11 protein-coding genes are annotated in these 15,914 nt (G+C 59.2%); 5 read left to right on the forward strand and 6 right to left on the reverse strand.

The window, feature by feature from the left end; genetic code table 11:
- Positions 1 to 83 precede the first annotated feature (83 nt).
- From NG895_RS29090 to NG895_RS29105, 4 genes are all read right to left on the reverse strand, one after another.
- Positions 84 to 1,838 (reverse strand): LamG domain-containing protein, encoded by a 1,755-nt coding sequence (locus NG895_RS29090; protein ID WP_252856090.1) that lies wholly within the window; start codon positions 1,836 to 1,838, stop codon positions 84 to 86.
- A complete protein-coding gene (locus NG895_RS29095; protein WP_252856091.1) occupies positions 1,835 to 2,374 on the reverse strand; it encodes a sigma-70 family RNA polymerase sigma factor in 540 nt (179 codons plus the stop codon). The genes NG895_RS29090 and NG895_RS29095 overlap by 4 nt, the downstream gene beginning before the upstream one ends.
- 308 nt (positions 2,375 to 2,682) lie before the next feature.
- Entirely contained in the window at positions 2,683 to 5,361 is a 2,679-nt protein-coding gene (locus NG895_RS29100) for a BNR-4 repeat-containing protein (protein WP_252856092.1), read from the reverse strand.
- Positions 5,362 to 5,645: 284 nt separating this feature from the next.
- Positions 5,646 to 6,149: a cupin domain-containing protein gene (locus tag NG895_RS29105; protein WP_252856093.1), complete on the reverse strand. Its 504-nt coding sequence runs from the start codon at positions 6,147 to 6,149 to the stop codon at positions 5,646 to 5,648.
- A 390-nt stretch (positions 6,150 to 6,539) separates the two neighbouring features.
- Between NG895_RS29105 and pgsB the strand changes: the two genes are divergently transcribed.
- From pgsB to pgsW, 3 genes are read left to right on the forward strand one after another with little or no spacing between them, the layout of a single operon-like run.
- Positions 6,540 to 7,760, forward strand: coding sequence for a poly-gamma-glutamate synthase PgsB (pgsB, locus tag NG895_RS29110; RefSeq protein ID WP_252856094.1), 1,221 nt, complete (start codon positions 6,540 to 6,542; stop codon positions 7,758 to 7,760).
- A complete protein-coding gene (pgsC, locus tag NG895_RS29115) occupies positions 7,760 to 8,230 on the forward strand; it encodes a poly-gamma-glutamate biosynthesis protein PgsC (RefSeq protein ID WP_252856095.1) in 471 nt (156 codons plus the stop codon). Before pgsB ends, pgsC begins: the two co-directional genes overlap by 1 nt.
- On the forward strand, positions 8,227 to 9,408 hold the full coding sequence (pgsW, locus tag NG895_RS29120) for a poly-gamma-glutamate system protein (RefSeq protein ID WP_252856096.1): 1,182 nt from the start codon (positions 8,227 to 8,229) through the stop codon (positions 9,406 to 9,408). The genes pgsC and pgsW overlap by 4 nt, the downstream gene beginning before the upstream one ends.
- A gap of 917 nt (positions 9,409 to 10,325) precedes the next feature.
- Here the strand turns inward: pgsW and NG895_RS29125 are convergent.
- Positions 10,326 to 12,194 carry a TlpA disulfide reductase family protein gene (locus NG895_RS29125; protein WP_252856097.1) on the reverse strand — a complete coding sequence of 623 codons (1,869 nt, stop codon included), beginning with the start codon at positions 12,192 to 12,194 and terminating at the stop codon, positions 10,326 to 10,328.
- A 292-nt stretch (positions 12,195 to 12,486) separates the two neighbouring features.
- Here NG895_RS29125 and NG895_RS29130 point away from each other — a divergent pair, with 292 nt between their 5' ends.
- Both NG895_RS29130 and NG895_RS29135 read left to right on the forward strand, forming a co-directional pair.
- A complete protein-coding gene (locus NG895_RS29130; protein WP_252856098.1) occupies positions 12,487 to 13,971 on the forward strand; it encodes a serine hydrolase in 1,485 nt (494 codons plus the stop codon).
- A 293-nt stretch (positions 13,972 to 14,264) separates the two neighbouring features.
- On the forward strand, positions 14,265 to 14,735 hold the full coding sequence (locus NG895_RS29135) for a hypothetical protein (protein WP_252856099.1): 471 nt from the start codon (positions 14,265 to 14,267) through the stop codon (positions 14,733 to 14,735).
- A gap of 109 nt (positions 14,736 to 14,844) precedes the next feature.
- On the opposite strand, the gene NG895_RS29140 is transcribed toward NG895_RS29135, so the two are convergent.
- Entirely contained in the window at positions 14,845 to 15,852 is a 1,008-nt protein-coding gene (locus NG895_RS29140) for a vWA domain-containing protein (protein ID WP_252856100.1), read from the reverse strand.
- Positions 15,853 to 15,914 lie beyond the last annotated feature (62 nt).

A 15,914-nucleotide genomic window follows, 5' to 3' on the forward strand; every position in this document is an offset into this window, starting at 1 on the left:
TCTCCAATTGCCCCGTGGGATTAGCCATTTGGACTAGTAGCCACTCGTTCTGCGAATTGCGAGAAGAGCTTGATAAAGACTGATTAAGTGTCAGGTGAGTCGTGTTTTTCTAAATGCATCGCCTGGTAATGCGCGCGAATCTCAGAAGCCGAAAGCTCGCGATCGTAGATCGACAACTCGTCGACGCAACCGCTGTAAGGTCGATACACTTCGTCGGTGTAGAGCTTGCCGACGATCAATTCCAAGCCGGGCGGTGTGTCGGGTTTGCCGGGCCGGGACTGGACCAACTCGCCATCGAGGTAGAGCTCGAGCATGGCGCCATCCCGTTGGGCGACAACATGCTGCCAGTTCTGAGGCGAGTAAATCCGTTCGGAGTAGATTGAACTATTCACCAGGTGGCCCAGCGGAGCACGTACCAGGAACCGAAGACGGTTGGTGCGTGCGCCGTCGCCCCAGCCTCCCATGGTTTCGACGCAAATTCCCAGTGGGTTCTTCTTGTAGTCCCAGTTGAAGGGGCCTGCGAAGCTGACCATGGTTCCGTGGTGGTAGTGGCTCGGACGAATCCACATTTCGTAGGCGAAGTTGCTTTCCAGCACCTTGTCCCAGTTGTCGCGCACACGCATCATGCCGGGATGCGGCAACACACCGAACTGAATGGAGCGGCTATGTTCGGGGCCGACCCAGCGATAGTCGCCCATCAGCGTGCCATCAAAACCGCCCCCCATTTCGTTCTTCACGATTTGGTCCGTGGAGCCTTCAAACCTCCAATAGGCGACGGGCTCAGTATCCATGACGGTTGCGACATAGTCGGGGTGGACGTCCAGGTAGCTGGCTTGCAGCGAGCGTTGCGGTGTGAACAGGGAGCGATCGGCGTCCATCTCGGTGAACTTGAACCCGGTGCCCGCACGCTGAGCAACTCGCAGGGCACGATGCGTGGTGATGGGCCGAGAGGTCAACTCGCCCGAATCGGATACCAGCCATGGCGAGTCGAGAATGGCGGAGCCCTGGAAGGCGTGGATCTCGAGCAGGCTACCAAAAGCGGAGATGCCAACCTCGGAGCCTGGACTGGCGAGCACTCGCCCCAGCGAAGTTTCGACGACGAAGCTACTGGTGTTTGCCGAGTGATTGTCGACGGTAATCTTACCGTACTGCAGGTTGGTGATTCCCTGGTTGCCGAGCACAAAGGAAACGGGGCCTTCGACCTGCAAGTCGACCGGACCGGACGCCAGCGTGACACTTAACTCGGCAACCCCTTCCAGCAATTTAACGGCGTCGCCCTCAGTGAATTGCCGGTTATTGGTCTGTACCTGCTTCTCGGAGTCGTTCCACAGACAAGGAGTGAGCGTGAGAACATTCGCTTGCACGGGTAGATCCACTACAGGAGGGTCGGTTGCCATCAGGTTGACTTCCGGCGTGCTACCCCAGCGGGTAAGCGACGCCAGCAAGAAGACAAAACCGACGAGAGCTGCCATGCGGAACGAAAGTAGCGGTACATTCGTCGTCCGCAGTTGATCTGCCAGCCGCCGTAGCGGAGAAACCACCTGGGGCGACTGCGATGCTCGTGTGGCAGAGGGCTGCCCATCGGCCGGAACCTGTCCGTTCAGTACCTCGGCCGTGCGTTTGGAATCGTCCAGCACGGGAATCGCTGCACCCGGCGAGGAGATTCCATGCCATGCCAGCCAGCCTTGGTGCTGGCTGACTTCGAAAATAATCTTCCGAGCTTGGGGGTCGTTCTCCAGCCACTCGTTGAGTCGGCGCAGCTGCTCCGCGTCCGCGTCGCCTTCCTTTGCAGCGAACCACAGTCGTATAAATTCGAAATTGCGTCGGCTATCGGTCATGTGGAGACCGCTCCTTCCGATGTATCGAGACTCCGACGCATGCATTGCAGCAGAAGTCCATGCACTCGACTCAAGGCCCTGTAAACGGCATAAATGGATTTGGAAGAGCGTTTGGCAATCTCTTCGGTGCTCAGGTGCACGAAATACTTTTCTTCGATTAACTGGCGATCGTGAGCGGCCAGTTTGCCTAGGCAATCGGCCAGCGACTCTTTGCGCTCGTCTTCCTGCTGTAGCAGCACCAGTGCGTCAGTCGCCAGAGCCGTCAGCGCGGTGTCGGACAGATAGGTCATCCGACTGCTATTGCGCCTGAGCTCGAGAACTTCGTAGTAGGCGATCTTGCAAGCCCAGGCGCGAAAGCTCGTTCCACGTTCGTAGGTATGGAACTTCTTCCACAGCACGACGCTTGTATCTTGAAAGATGTCGTCAGCGTCCGCGTGCGTAACCGACAGCATCAAAATGAAGCCGTAGATCTGGCTCGAGTGGCGGCTGAGCAATCTTACAAATTCAGCTTGGTCATCGAAGGACGAATTGGTCATGGGCGAAAGCGGATTGTCGCACCGCAGGATGCTGCCCAGTACCCTGCGGTGCGGCTCTCCTGTCAGTCGAATGTTAGCGGCCAATTGGCCAAGGTGATCGCCTGCAATCGCCTGTTGTCTTTTCCCCTCACTGCTTACCGGATTGGGGCAGTGATTTTAGCGCGCGAATTTGGAAACTTTCTTGATTCGTTTCGCACACGGGGGTCAAACTAACAGAACTCGCAATGTTCGGTGATCAAAAAAACGTTTGTTGTTCTAGGTTTGCGCAATTTGGTGGTCTGGTTTGCGCGATGACAATGTTGGGGAAGCTATTGCGCGGTGTCGCACACCGGCGATGCCTGGTCTGGTGAACTATCGAAGGCCGGATGCGCAAATCTGCTCGCTCCGAGCTTTCGTAGCACTTGTGCAAAGGCAGTCAGGTAGAGCGTCACCGAAGCGGGCTCTGGTACCGGCGCCGTAGAGACGCGAGCCACTCCGACCCCGTCGTACCACGTTCGCTCAGTAAATTTCGAAGTCGACCAGTCGTCGACGAAGACGTCGATCGAACCATTGGCCGCCAATGTCTGCCGACCGACGTAAACGCGATACATTTGCACGTCGCCTCCCTGGGCCGTGACCGTGTCTATCTGCTCGAACTGCGCTGGATCGGCCATTTGGGACCCGCGACTGCGGAACGCCAGCATGTTGTCCGCCGTGAAACCTGCTTGCAGCATCCAGTCCTGACTGTTGTCCGCCCAGAAGTAGGCGAACACTTCGTACGTACCCGCTTCCAAATCGGAGATCGTCGTCTTCAAGGTGGCGGCGTCCTCGCTGCCCGATTCATTCGACGTCAGTACGTCGCCATCGTTGCCAATCCCGGTGCGAAGATGCCAAAGATTGTCTTGCGGTCCGTCCATCTCAGTAGTCGCCGACGTTTGCAGCGGCTGCCCGTCGGCAAAGGTCGTGTTGTCAGTCCCAGCATCGAAGTACCTGACCGGCGATGTGCTCACCGCAGCCTGGTCGACGATGCCCACTACCGCGGCATCGAAGTAGCCCTGCGTGTAGTAGTCACCGCGGAACCAGATGAGTGCCGTGTTATTCTCGCCCCACTTGGGTATCAAGGGACGTAAGTTGTCGTGAGTAGAATTCTCCGTGATGGCAGTCCACGACCAGGTTGCACCGTGGTCGCTGGTGGTGCCCTTGAAGATTTCGTGCACGCCAAGGTATTCGTCGGTCTCCGGGTTGAATTCTGTCGACACGTAGAGCACGTCGGGATTCGAAGGATGCAGAGCCCCCAGGCCGGTATAGTCCTGCTCGTTCGGATAGAGGTTCTCGCCAGCACGCCCTAACTCGGTGTAGGTCCAATCGGTGCCGTCGAATCGACCATAGAACATGCGATGGTCGTCCTTGTCGACATTGGCGTTACTGCTGTAAGGCGCGGCGCGGGCTTTGAACAACGCCGCGATGGTGCCGTCGCCGTAGCTCTGGACGTCCGTATTCCAAACACGAGTCATGACTTGCCCATCCACCACGGTGTTGGCCTGAAACACCGGCGTGAACTGATTAGGGGCGGGCAAGTCTTGGCGGTCGTAGATGCTGCCGTCGAGTTCTGTGCTGGCCGAGTTGTAGATCTTGCCGTCTTCGATGTACCCGTGATAAAGGCTGGTGTTGAAGTCGCGCGGGTGGTGTTCGGTGGCGATGAAGTCGATGCGGTCGTCGCCGGTGGCCACGTACTTGAAGTAGCCGTTCACGTAACCCACGTTGGACGTTGTGGTCAACTGACCGCCATACTGCCAACTCTCCCCTTCGTCGTCGGAATACATGAAGTTCGGACTGCGATCGTGCGAGCGGGCGATGTTGATGATTCGGCCCTGCCGCGTGCCCTCGTTAAGAAGAAAGAACAGATTGGAGTAGGTGGTTGGGAAATTCGAACCGCCGGGGGCCTCCGTATTCCAATTGAAGACCGACTCCGTTCCCCAGGACTCGGTCTCCGCATCGTAGATGCGATAGAAGCTACGATAGCTGGCCGAACCATTGACGTTGTTGTGACCACTGTACATGGCCAGAATGTTGCCGCTGGGCAGTTCCAAGAAGGCGGCCGTATTGTGATCGTCGCCGCCGCTGTGGCTGTATAGCCGATCGTGCAGAATGGTTGTGGTACGACTGCCGGTGGCGATGTCGAAGATTGTGGATTTGACGTCGCTGTTGGCTGTATCGCCTCCGAACCCGCGAGAGTTGCCTACCCCGCCCACAACCAGCTTGGTTCCGTCGGCGGCGACAATCGCACGCTCGTCCTGGTACCAACTCCAAGCTCCGTTGGGATCGAACATCACCAGATTGCCATGCACGACGTTGCGCGGAGGCCCGCTGGCGCTGGCCTCCGTTAGTTCGGCAGCGAAAGCGTCAAAGCTTACATTGCGGACGGTTCCCCCGGCCCCGGGGTTTCGCTCGCCAGCGATGGAGACGACCATCTGCCGGGCTCCCGCGGGAGCCCGAGCATAAACGGAGCCAACCGACCAGTTGCCCGCGCCGGTCTGGGCGGAGTCGGTCTCGAACAAGTCGCCAAAGCCGACTCGGTTGGCGAATTCGTCGAGAAACTCAATCGTGACGACCCCATTGTCCCCGTTGTCGGCGTCGTTGTAGGCGAACTTCAGCATCACGGCTCGGTTGCCCATATCGATCTTCGCAGCGTGGGGCGTTAGATCGATGGTCTGGTAGATGCCCATTCTCTGGTTCGCGGGGAACGGCGCATCGGGATTCGGTGCAAAGCGACTGGCCGTAAGAAAGTTGTTGCCGCTGTAGGCAGCCGTAGGATCTGGTCCGCTGAGCCCCTGCCCCGCTGTGATGTACAAAGGGGCTTCAACAACGGTCCAACTGCTAGGCGGTCCCTCACCAGGTCTGCCCGTTTCGAAGTCGCCGTTGGGAATAGCCAACTCGGCGGCGCCAGCCAGCGGACCAAGACTCACTGCCGCTGCTGCCAAGCAGGCGCACCCCATGAGTCTTGGCATGGTGCCGATTTGCGATACGGAGGCGAGAGTTTTCGTCTTCAAAACGCGTCCCTGGCTTCATCGTGGCGGCTGCGGACAACCGCCCACAGCGGTGGTCTCACAGCCCTACCGGACTGACCAAGAGGTTTTTGCGCGCGAAACGCAAAAAAGACGCTTGAATGCGTGGCAACGTAAGTCGTGGCCGGTTCGCGAGATAGAAAAATCGGTACGCGCCGGCAGAACGGACCAGCTTGCCGATGGCAGCCGCTGCTGAAGCGAGAAATGCTCCGCTTTCTGCGGTTTTGTCATCGAGTCAGGCGTTCGATCAACTTCCGATGGCTGGGAAATTGCTCAAGCAGTTCTGCTCGTGATGGCATTTCGAAGTCTTCGAAGTCGAATCCCGGTGCCACGGTGCAGCCCACCAGGCTGTAACCGTCCTCGGTGGCGACGTGCGCACCAAACCAACTGCCAGCGGGCACGACCCCCATTGGGGTTTGCCCAGCGGATAAATCTCGGCCCATTTTCAACTGTTCCGCCCGACCGTCCGGATGAATCACCTCGACCAGCAGCGGCGAGCCATCGTAGAAATGCCACAACTCGTCCTGGCGGATGCGATGCAGTGCCGAAAAGTCGCCCGGACCCAATAAGTAGTAGATGGACGTGGAGAAAGACCGCTCGCCAGTAAACCGCTCGGGCAGTGCATCTCGAGGGATCGATTCGCTGGCGCGGTAAGCCTCTCGAAACCAGCCACCCTCGGGATGCGGCGCGAGTGAAAGGGCTTCAATCCATTGTTCTTGGCTCAGTGGCATGGCGCAGGCATCGTGAGGCAGGGCGGGTGTGCTATCTAGCGGGTGGCTGCCCCGGTTGTAAGGCAGGTTCTCGTGGTTTGCAATTCTTACCAGTCGACAGGCTTCGCCCGATTTGCCCGGTGAGACGAGTTGGTGCAATCTCGGTCCCGAGGAGGCCGTCGAAGCTTACCAGACCGCTACAAACTGTACGTTTCGGCAACGCCGAGTGGCCGTCGCCAGGTTACTTTTTCCTTTTTCCGTTCGCCTTCTTCGTTTTGGCATCCTGTTTGCTTTTCCGTTTGGCGTCGCACCAAGTGCTTGCACCCACGGATCGGGTGACACGGCGACACACACGCGGTGAGCCAAGCGTCTCTACAGTTCGCTTGGCCCTACTTCACGGAGGAAGCCATTATGGACGGCGCTCTCGTTCTGGCCGGAGCATCGGCATTGCTTTCGGGGTTGGGTGCCCTGGAATCGCATCTGCACAATCGCCTATTGCGGAAGATCTCCTACCGCATTCATGTGAACGGCACACGCGGCAAAAGCAGCGTTACACGGTTGATCGCAGCCGGCCTGCGAGCCGGTGGCATTGCCACGTGTGCCAAGACCACCGGCACCGTACCGCGGATGATCTTTCCCGATGGCACCGAGTACCCGGTCTACCGACCTTCGCGGTCGAACATCATCGAACAACTTCGCGTCGTTCGCGCTGCAGCGGCTTGCCAGGCACAGGCGCTCGTCATCGAGTGCATGGCGCTCAACCCTCAACTGCAGAGCGTGTGCGAGATGAAGATCGTCAAGAGCACACACGGGGTGGTAACCAACGCCCGGGCCGATCACCTCGACGTGATGGGGCCCACCGAGGTGGACGTCGCCCGGGCGATGGCGGGAACGATGCCGGTGCGAGGCAAGTTCTACACCGCCGAACAAGACCACCTGGGGGTGTTCGACATGGCGGCCCGCGATCGTGGCTCCGAGGTCAACTCGATTGGCGACGAAGAAGTGGCGGCTGTCACCTGGAGCGACCTCTCCGGATTTGCCCACATCGAACATCCCGACAACGTGGCGCTCGCGCTGAAGGTTTGCCAAGACCTGGGCGTGCCACGGCAAACGGCGCTCGAGGGAATGTGGAACGCCACGCCCGACGCTGGTGTGCTGCAGATGTACTCGGTGCGTGAGCATGAAAAGGAAATTGCTTTCGTCAATGGCTTTGCGGCGAACGATCCCGAGTCGACTGGTCAGAACTGGAACATGGTGGTGGGACGCTTCACCGCATTCGATCAACGAGTGGCCCTGTTCAACTGCCGGGCCGATCGCACCGATCGCTCCATTCAACTGGCCGATGCCTGTCTCAAGTGGCAACCGGCCGACCGCTACGTGCTGGTTGGTTCGGCCACGGACGTCTTTGCCCGCCGGGCGCTGGCCAATGGCATGAACCCCGGTCGGCTGTTGAGTGCCGAACGACTGCCCACCGAAAACGTGATCAAGAACATCGAACAGCAGGCCAATACCAGCGCCATGGTCATGGGCATGGGCAACATCGCCGGCCCTGGCATGCAGATCATCGATTACTTCCGTTCCCGCGGCAATCAGTCGCGCCGCTCCACCCCCTGCTACGCGGAGGCCGCTTAATGGATCCCCTTACTGTTGCCATCGGACTTGGTCTGGTGGTCAGCCTGTTGTTTACCGAGGCATTCGGGCTGGCCGCGGGCGGCATGATTGTGCCAGGCTACTTCGCGCTGAACTTTCACCGCCCCATGGACATCGTGCTCACGCTGTTGGTGTCGCTGGTGACCTACCTGATTGTTCATCAGGTTTCCAAGTTCTCCATCATCTATGGGCGTCGTCGAATCGTGCTGATGCTCCTGACTGGATTTGTCATCGGGCATGTCGTGCGACTGTTGCTGGCCATGCCGGCGATGGGCATGACCAGCTCCGCCACGGCCGACACCGCCATCGCGGTGATTGGCTATATCGTTCCCGGTTTGATCGCCCTCTGGTTCGATCGACAGGGATTGTTTGAAACGCTTGGTACCGTGCTTACCGCTTCGGCTGTGGTCCGGCTTGCTCTGCTTGTGATCGGCATGGAGGTGCTCCTATGAAACGTGTTTACTGGCGACCTCAGAAAATCTCCAAAGCCGCCCTATTTGCCATTGGCCTGGTGGCCGTGGGGGGAACGCTCCTCATCGAGCATTTTCCCTGCACCACGCACCATGGCGATGTCCAAACCAAGTTCCTGGCCGCTGAACTGGCCGACCGGGGCATGAAAGCCATTCGTGAAGCCCGCTTGGAGCGCGGACTCGATATCGATCGCAGGTTCGACCCCACCGAGTCGGGCATGATCGGCGGTGCGATGACTCCTGTGACCAGTCTGCCGGGACATCTCGAAGCGAAGCAGACTAGCGTGAATCCAAATTTTGCTGCAGTGGCGGTGGAACTGCTGCAGCAAGCAGGGGTGAGCGAGGGCGACCTGGTGGCAGTGGGCTGCACCGGGTCGTTCCCCGCCCTTAATACAGCACTGTTCGCCGCTATCGAAGCGATTGGCGCCGAACCCATCGTCATCCACTCGGCTGCTTCGTCGCAGTTTGGCGCCAACCAGCCCGAACTGCTGTGGCTCGACATGGAACGTGTGTTGTACGACCAGGGGATCATCTCGTTCCGCACATCAGCGGCTACCCTGGGTGGTTTTGGCGATCGCGCCCGAGGTATGTCGGACGAGTCGCAAGCACTGCTGGCCGCCTCGCTCGAACGTAGCAATGTCGAGCAGCTCGAGCCCGAGACGCTCAACGATTCCATCGCACTGCGAATGAGTCACTATCAAACCGCCGCGGCGGGTCGACCGATCGCTGCCTACGTGAACGTCGGTGGCGGGGCTGCCTCGATCCACGGTTCCGCAGGTCGCCAGACGTTCGGTGGCGGATTGACGCTTGATGCTCCGGCCGATGCCGAAGCGGTCGACTGCGTCGCTTCGCGATACTCGATCCAGGGTATTCCGACCATCAATCTTGCCAACGCGGTGTCGTTGGCCAAAGCCCACGGGCTGCCCGTGGCCCCCGAGGCCCTGCCGGCCGTGGGTACCGGAGGTGTGTTCACTTCCACGCGGCCGAGTCGTCTGCTGGCCGGTCTACTACTGGTGGTAGTGTTGACCATGGTTCGCCTGTATGTCTGGACCGACCTGTGGGCCCGCCTCCGCACTCGCTTCACCGAACTCAATAGCGGCGGAGGTGATGCAGGGCTGCGAGTTCACTCCGGCCCGCAAGGGGCGGAGCTGATGGTGTGAGCCAGCAGACTTACCACTGGAGTAATGCCGAAGTTATGCCGCAGATGCGCGGCAAAACGATTCACTGCGACAAAACTCCCGCGGCGCTGCTCAGGGCGAATCGCGTAAGTCGTGTCCTGTGAACGCGTTGAGGAATTCGGCCTGCCGGTAGTGCCGCGAGTTGTTGCGCGCAGGTGCGACAAAACCTTGATAGTGGCCACTCGCTCCGCGAGTGAGCGAAATGCCCCTGGGAAATCGTCTACGAAACCGGCTGCCACGAACACTGAACACGAAGTTGCCAAAGATCCGCGGTGAGTACAGAATCCCGCGTTTCTATTGGACCAAACGCACGAGCGGTTTCAACAGCAAACTTTTTACACTCGCTGCTTTGTTGTAGCCACAGATACACACGAACGGACACGGATTTAAGAACCACAGAGTGCACAGAGATCGCAAAGAGAGGTGCGAGGCCACCCTCCTCTACCCCGAAGGGGGTTCTGTCACCGTAGCCCAGGGTTGCGTGCGGGCGAGGAACGAGCCCAAACGCTACCCTGGGTCAGGTGGACGAGAGTTCCGCGGTCGAGGAGGCAATTATCCACCAGCCGGAGTGTGACCTAGACCGCAATCGGACCGCGCGGATTTCGAAAGGAATTCTAAGAAAATGGTGCGTAGTCCGCTTGCTCAATAGCCCTAAATCGCATTCCAAGAAGTCGTAGATAGAAGTGGCTTTAGGGCTTGAATGTTGTGCCGCCGCGCACTTCATCGCCTAGCCAAGTCGTGAACTTCATGATGCTCGTCCTTGAGAGAGAGATTCCGTCCGCGAGCATCGGATACCACGCCTTGGCTGGAGGGGGGCCAACACTGGTTAAGGGCGTTCCGTCGCCCACGCCAGCATGCGAGTTCACTCGGCGCCGCAAGGTGCGGAGCTGATGGTGTAGCTAGTCAGTTCTGTTGCCCTTTGCAGTGCTTAGCGCTGCATCAATCTGTTTGTTCAACTTATAGACCAGCAGTTTGTTGAATCGCCTGATTTGTTCCTCGAGAGAGAGTTCTTCGTCTTCGGGCCAATCGATATTGGCGGCCGAGAATTCGGCCTGCACGTACGCCTGAAATCGCTGTTCGTCCTCTGGCGTTATATCCTCACAAGGTCTGCCGACGAGATCTTCCAAGCCCAGTGGTGGTACATTGCTGTTGTAGACGACGCCGCCATCAGGTCCTATGACGATATGGGCGGGGTACTCGCTCACCCCGTAGGCATTGGCCACTTCCGAGTTGTACTGCATGGTTCCCGCATCGATCGCCTGCAAATATTTCCAATCTTGGTCGGACCCGAATTGCTCAATTGCTTTAGCCGTTTGTTCAGTGTCCGCCTCGGCCGTGTGAATGGCGATGAACGTCACTGGTCGCCCGCTATAGTGTTGTTGGACTTCTTTGAGCGCCGGCACCGTATCGCGGCATTGACGGCTCCGAAGCCTCCAAAACTCCAGTACTACAACATGTCCGCGTAATTCCTCCAGCGAATGCTCGTTTCCGTCCAGCCAATGCAGGCCCTCGAGCGGCGGGGCAACCGCGCCGGGCTTCACGCTAGGTTTGGGATCCAACGCCCCGACAATGTTTTTCGTTTCGACGTCGTAGTACGTTTGACCTACAGGATATTTGGGTTGGAAGAAGTCGGCTGGCAGATCAATCGGCGACTCGACCAGTTTGCAATCATACGTTCTACGCTGGTGGACTGAGTAGCTCGCGGGAGCTTCCTGGTCAGTCGAGAAGTCGGCCCCGTATGTTTCCACCACGGTCACCGTGGGGAAATAGGCACCGCTTTCCAGCCGCCGAATCTTGCTGGAGACCACGGTCCCTTTGGGCGTGGTGGTCGCTCGCTTCTCACGGTCCATCCCTTCGGAGCCGTACCACCATTGCAGCTTGACGATCACTCCGCCTCGCGACAGGTCGAGCCAGCCGCGATAGAAGTCGAACCCCTGGTAGAAGACCACTTTTCCTTGTTCATTCAACTTGCTCGATTTGTGGTCGTGTGGCACCAGCGCGTCGAGCACCACCACTTGGCGGTCGCCGACGGTTTCCTCGCGTACGAGATGGTACTCCTGCTCGGGGTCCTTGAAGAACTCGTCGATAGGGTGTCTGGTTTTGCAGGGACAATGCGCGCCCAAGGCATAAGGCGGCAGTCTTTGGTTGCTGAATTCATCGAAGTGTCCTTTCAGCAGTTGAACGGGTTTCGGCGAACCATCGGACCACAGCCCCTGCCAGACACGCCCCGTAGAGTCGAGGTTGCCTGTACGCGAGAAGATGTGCATTTTGTCGTAGTCGGAAACCAGGCTTGCGGGTGTCAGTTCCGATTGGGGAAACTTCCAGTACTCGTCCGTCGATTCCCAGGGTGTGCGCACCTGGTAGTTGCTGCCGCTGGTGAAAACCTCGATCAGGTTCTGCGTGCGGTCGTTGTCTTGTAGTGCCCGGCTGGTCTCGAGTGAATCGTTCAGTGTGGCGATGAACATGGGCACGGTGTAGCCGAGCGACTTTAGTTGGGGACTATCGTCGAGGTCGACTTCCCCGGACTCCAACTTCTGGAGCAACTGTTCCGTCGCATCTGCTTGCTGGCGATAGTTGTCGCGAAAGGAATCAGTCCACTCGGTGGTGATCGTCGCCTGCAGGTGCAAGCTGCGAAGCTTCTCGATATTCTGGCGGTGCGCCGCGATTGCCTGCTCGACCGTGGGTGGCTCTGCTTGACATGCGCCTACTAAGGCCACTCCACCAACTGCCACACACGCGTGCGCAAGAGTCATCGTAGTCCACCGCATCGTTCGCTCCTTCAATACGTGTGCGTAGCGAGGGCACACCAAGCCCCCTGGCAGCCAAAGTAGCCGGTAATGATCGACCGGGTCAAGCTTGCCTGCAACGCATGCTTGACACACAGGAGTCTGGTGGAGGTCGCAGTTCGTCCGATCGCTCCTCGAACGGAAATCCATCGTTTTTGCGCAACACCCATCGCCGCAGTGGAAGACATCAGTATCCTGAAGGACCGCGGTGCATTCTTCGCGCCGCTCTGTGGCAACGGTCCCCCGCTTCGTTCGGTCTTGCTCAGGCGGTTTCATGAATCCTTCAGTTGTGCGGCGGTCGATCCTGTTGGTATGGATGGGCTGCTTGTTTTGGGCAGCGGGTGCTCGCGCAGACGACATTCCCATCGCGGGGCGAAGCGTTCCGCAGTTAAGTCTCATCGACCAGGCGGTGCTCGATGTGATGCAGGACGGGGACGTGGGGGCCGGCGTAGTGGCCGTGATGCGAAATGGCACGCCCATTTACCATCGCGCCTTCGGGTGGCAAGACGCCGCGCGCACGGAGCCGCTGCCCATCAACACGATGATGCGGCTGGCGAGTGTCACCAAACCGCTCACCGCCGCCGCCATCCGCAGCTTGGTGCAGCCGGGAGTCTTTAGCCTGTCGGACCAAGTGTTTGATATCACGGGACAGGGTAACGGTATCCTGCCACACCAACCATTTGGTACGGGCGTCGATGCTCGCCTGAACGACATCACCCCGCTTGACCTGCTGCGTCACCGAGGAGGTTGGGATCGCGGCATCGCTGGCGATCACACCTACCGCGAACGGCAAATCGCCAGCGATATGGGCATTGCTAATCCGCCGGGACGCGACGCCACGCTCGAATGGATTCTCGGCCAGCCGCTGCAGTTCGACCCCGGCGCCGACTATGCCTACTCCAACATTGGCTATATGACGCTCGGCATGATCAGCGAGCAACTCTCCGGTCAGCCGCACATCGACGTGATACGCGAGCGAGTGCTGGAGCCCATTAGCGTGGAGCCCACTCTGGTGGTGCATGGGCGAACGTTTGCCGAGGATCAGGATCCACGTGAGCCGTTTTACGACCACGCCGGCAGCTACTCCTTCAACGTCTACTACCCCGATGAGAGCGCCGTCCAGGTGGTGCCCCGCCCCTATGGCGGCTTCGACGTCGATGCCCGCATTGGTCAGGGAGGCGTGGTGGCCAGTCCGTTGGCCATTCTCGAGTTCCTCGACAATTACCAGATCGCTGGCACCAACATCGGTGCGCCGCGCCTCGGTCCGGGCAACTGGCGATTGACCCACTCGGGCGGTTACACTGGCACCAGCACCTACGCCACGCAGCGAGGCGATGGCATCAACTTCGTTATTCTGTTCAACAAGGCCAGTACGGCCGGCGCGCTCAACTCGGCCCTTAACGATATCTTCGACGATCGGCAGATTTCGCAGTGGCCGACGGCCGACGTGACGCTGCCTCCCATGAACCCGCCGGGCGATTTCAATTTCGACAACATCGTCGATCTGGCCGACTACGTGGTCTGGCGCAATCACCTGGGGGCCTATGTCGAACCGTGGACTTCCGGCGACGCGACCGGCGACGGCCTCGTCACCCACTACGACTACGAAGTGTGGAAACAGCACTTCGGCCAGCAGGGAGATCCCCGCCAGGTGGCCGCGGCCGTTCCGGAGCCGGCTACATTGTGGCTGATGTTCCCGTTGATCGCTGTGCTGCTATGGCGACGCCGCGCCCTAGCCGTCTCCTCGCCGCGACAGTGAACCCAGCGCCCGCCGTCCAGTTGTTGGTTGGCGGTCTTGTTGTGCGTCGCAAGGTACGAAACCTGTGTAGTGGGCTACCTTCTGTGCATTTCGGGAATTGATGTTTATAACGGCAACGCCCGGGTAGATGCCGGAGAGTTTGGCGATTCCTCATGCAAACTATGGGGGGCAAGAGGCCTTCCGCTTCACAACTGTTTTGACCTGCCGGATACCGTAGCATAGGGTTGAGTTGCAGTGTTCGAGTTGCAGCAAGAGGTGGAAGTTTCTTACCTGTTCTTGGGGGGTCTGAGTTGATGAGTGGTCTTCGCGTGTGCTGTATCGCGTTGTTGGTCTGCGGGGTGAATGCTGCCCCGGCTGCTTTCAGTCGAGAGCCCACTATTGCCGAGCGGTATCAGGCAGTTGGGGACAAGGTGCGCCATGTGATCAAAGAGATGAAGGGCGTCACACAGAACCGAACTGAACGCGACGACATGCGAGCGCTCGAGCACCTGCTACGTGAGTATGACCGGGCGGTGCATGCCCATGATTGGAAGAAGGCGTACTCCATCGGTAAGAATATGCGTGTCTACATGTCGCGTGCCAAGGTCGTGGCGGGCGAGTCGACCATGCGCAAAGAAGCTCGTGCCCGTGCCGACGCGGAGCGGCGCCACCAGGAAGAGATGGCGCAGCGCGAACGCCATCATGAGGAGCAGATGTTCATGGAGGGGCGTCACAACGATCACGTGAAGATTTACCTGTGGCGGAAGTACGGAATTGCGCCGTAGCTGTTTCGATTGCCTGCGGCTCGCACTGCAAGGGGCGACGATTGTTGATCTTCGCGTCTTGTCCGGCGGTCTCTCTAACATCGCGGAACTCTACGCCCGCGTCCACCGGTCATAGCCCAGCCACTGAGCTGAGATTCATGAACCGATGCGCTCCGCCCGTTTGTTCGGCCAGCGGCAGCAGCGTGCAGTTATGGCGGACTTTGGTGCTGAAGTGAATGATGTGAACCTGCGTGCCTTGTTGCTGGCAGGTGCGAATCATTCGGCGAATGCGGTTGGCGGAGGGGTCGTCCTGCTCCTCGCCGTCGGTGATCAGGAAAATGACGTCGGGCTTCAGGTCGATACCCGTCTCGAGCGCCGCGACGTGGTTGGTGGTACCGTTGCCTGGGACGTTGAGCACGAACTGTTGCGCCTCGGACTTGCGCTGCGGCGAGGCGGGGATCAATCGCCGCAGCTTGCTGGCGTTGTCGAACAACATCGGCCGTTGGTTGTAGAACACGATTTGAAACTGGTCGGTGGGCGTTAACGGCTGGAGGCTGCGGAGCATTTCCTCCTTGGCCAACATCAGGGGGGTGATCTCGCGGAACAGCACGCCATTTTCAAAGCTTTGGAACGTGGAGTTCATGCTCCCCGAGCGGTCGAACAGATAGACGAACCGGGTGCCTTCGGCCGCCAGGCCAAACACGCTGGTGCGTGCCTTGCCTGCACCCCGCGCCAGCCCGCCGGAGTTGCCCGTGAGGTCCGTCAGCGATCCATCCATCGCAGGCGACAGCGACAGGTCATCGGAAATGGCGGCCAACGCCTCGGCATCGGTGGGCGGTGTGATCGGTTCGAACTCGAGGGTCACTTCGGGCGCGGCGATTTCGGCCGCATCGAACGAGGCGAGATCCAACTCGTCGAATTGCTCGTCGGCAAGTTCTTCGGTGGGCAGAATGCTGAGCTCGATTCCCCCCGAATCGCTCCCCTTCAGGGTGAAAATTGCCAGCAGGATGATAGCAGCCATATGCAAGATGGCCGACACCAGCGTGGGCCCGAGTCGATCGGGGACGGCGATCGACCAGAACGACCACGGGCCGTCGGGCTGCGAGTCAAGCGTGGTGTGGTCTGTAGGAGAATTCACCGAGGGCTTCGGGGAGTCTGTGTGACGAGGGGGATCCGTAGGCTGTTCGCCAAGTCCCCCGG

The organism is Aeoliella straminimaris, from assembly GCF_024054565.1.
GTDB classification, from domain to species: Bacteria; Planctomycetota; Planctomycetia; order Pirellulales; family Lacipirellulaceae; genus Aeoliella; species Aeoliella straminimaris.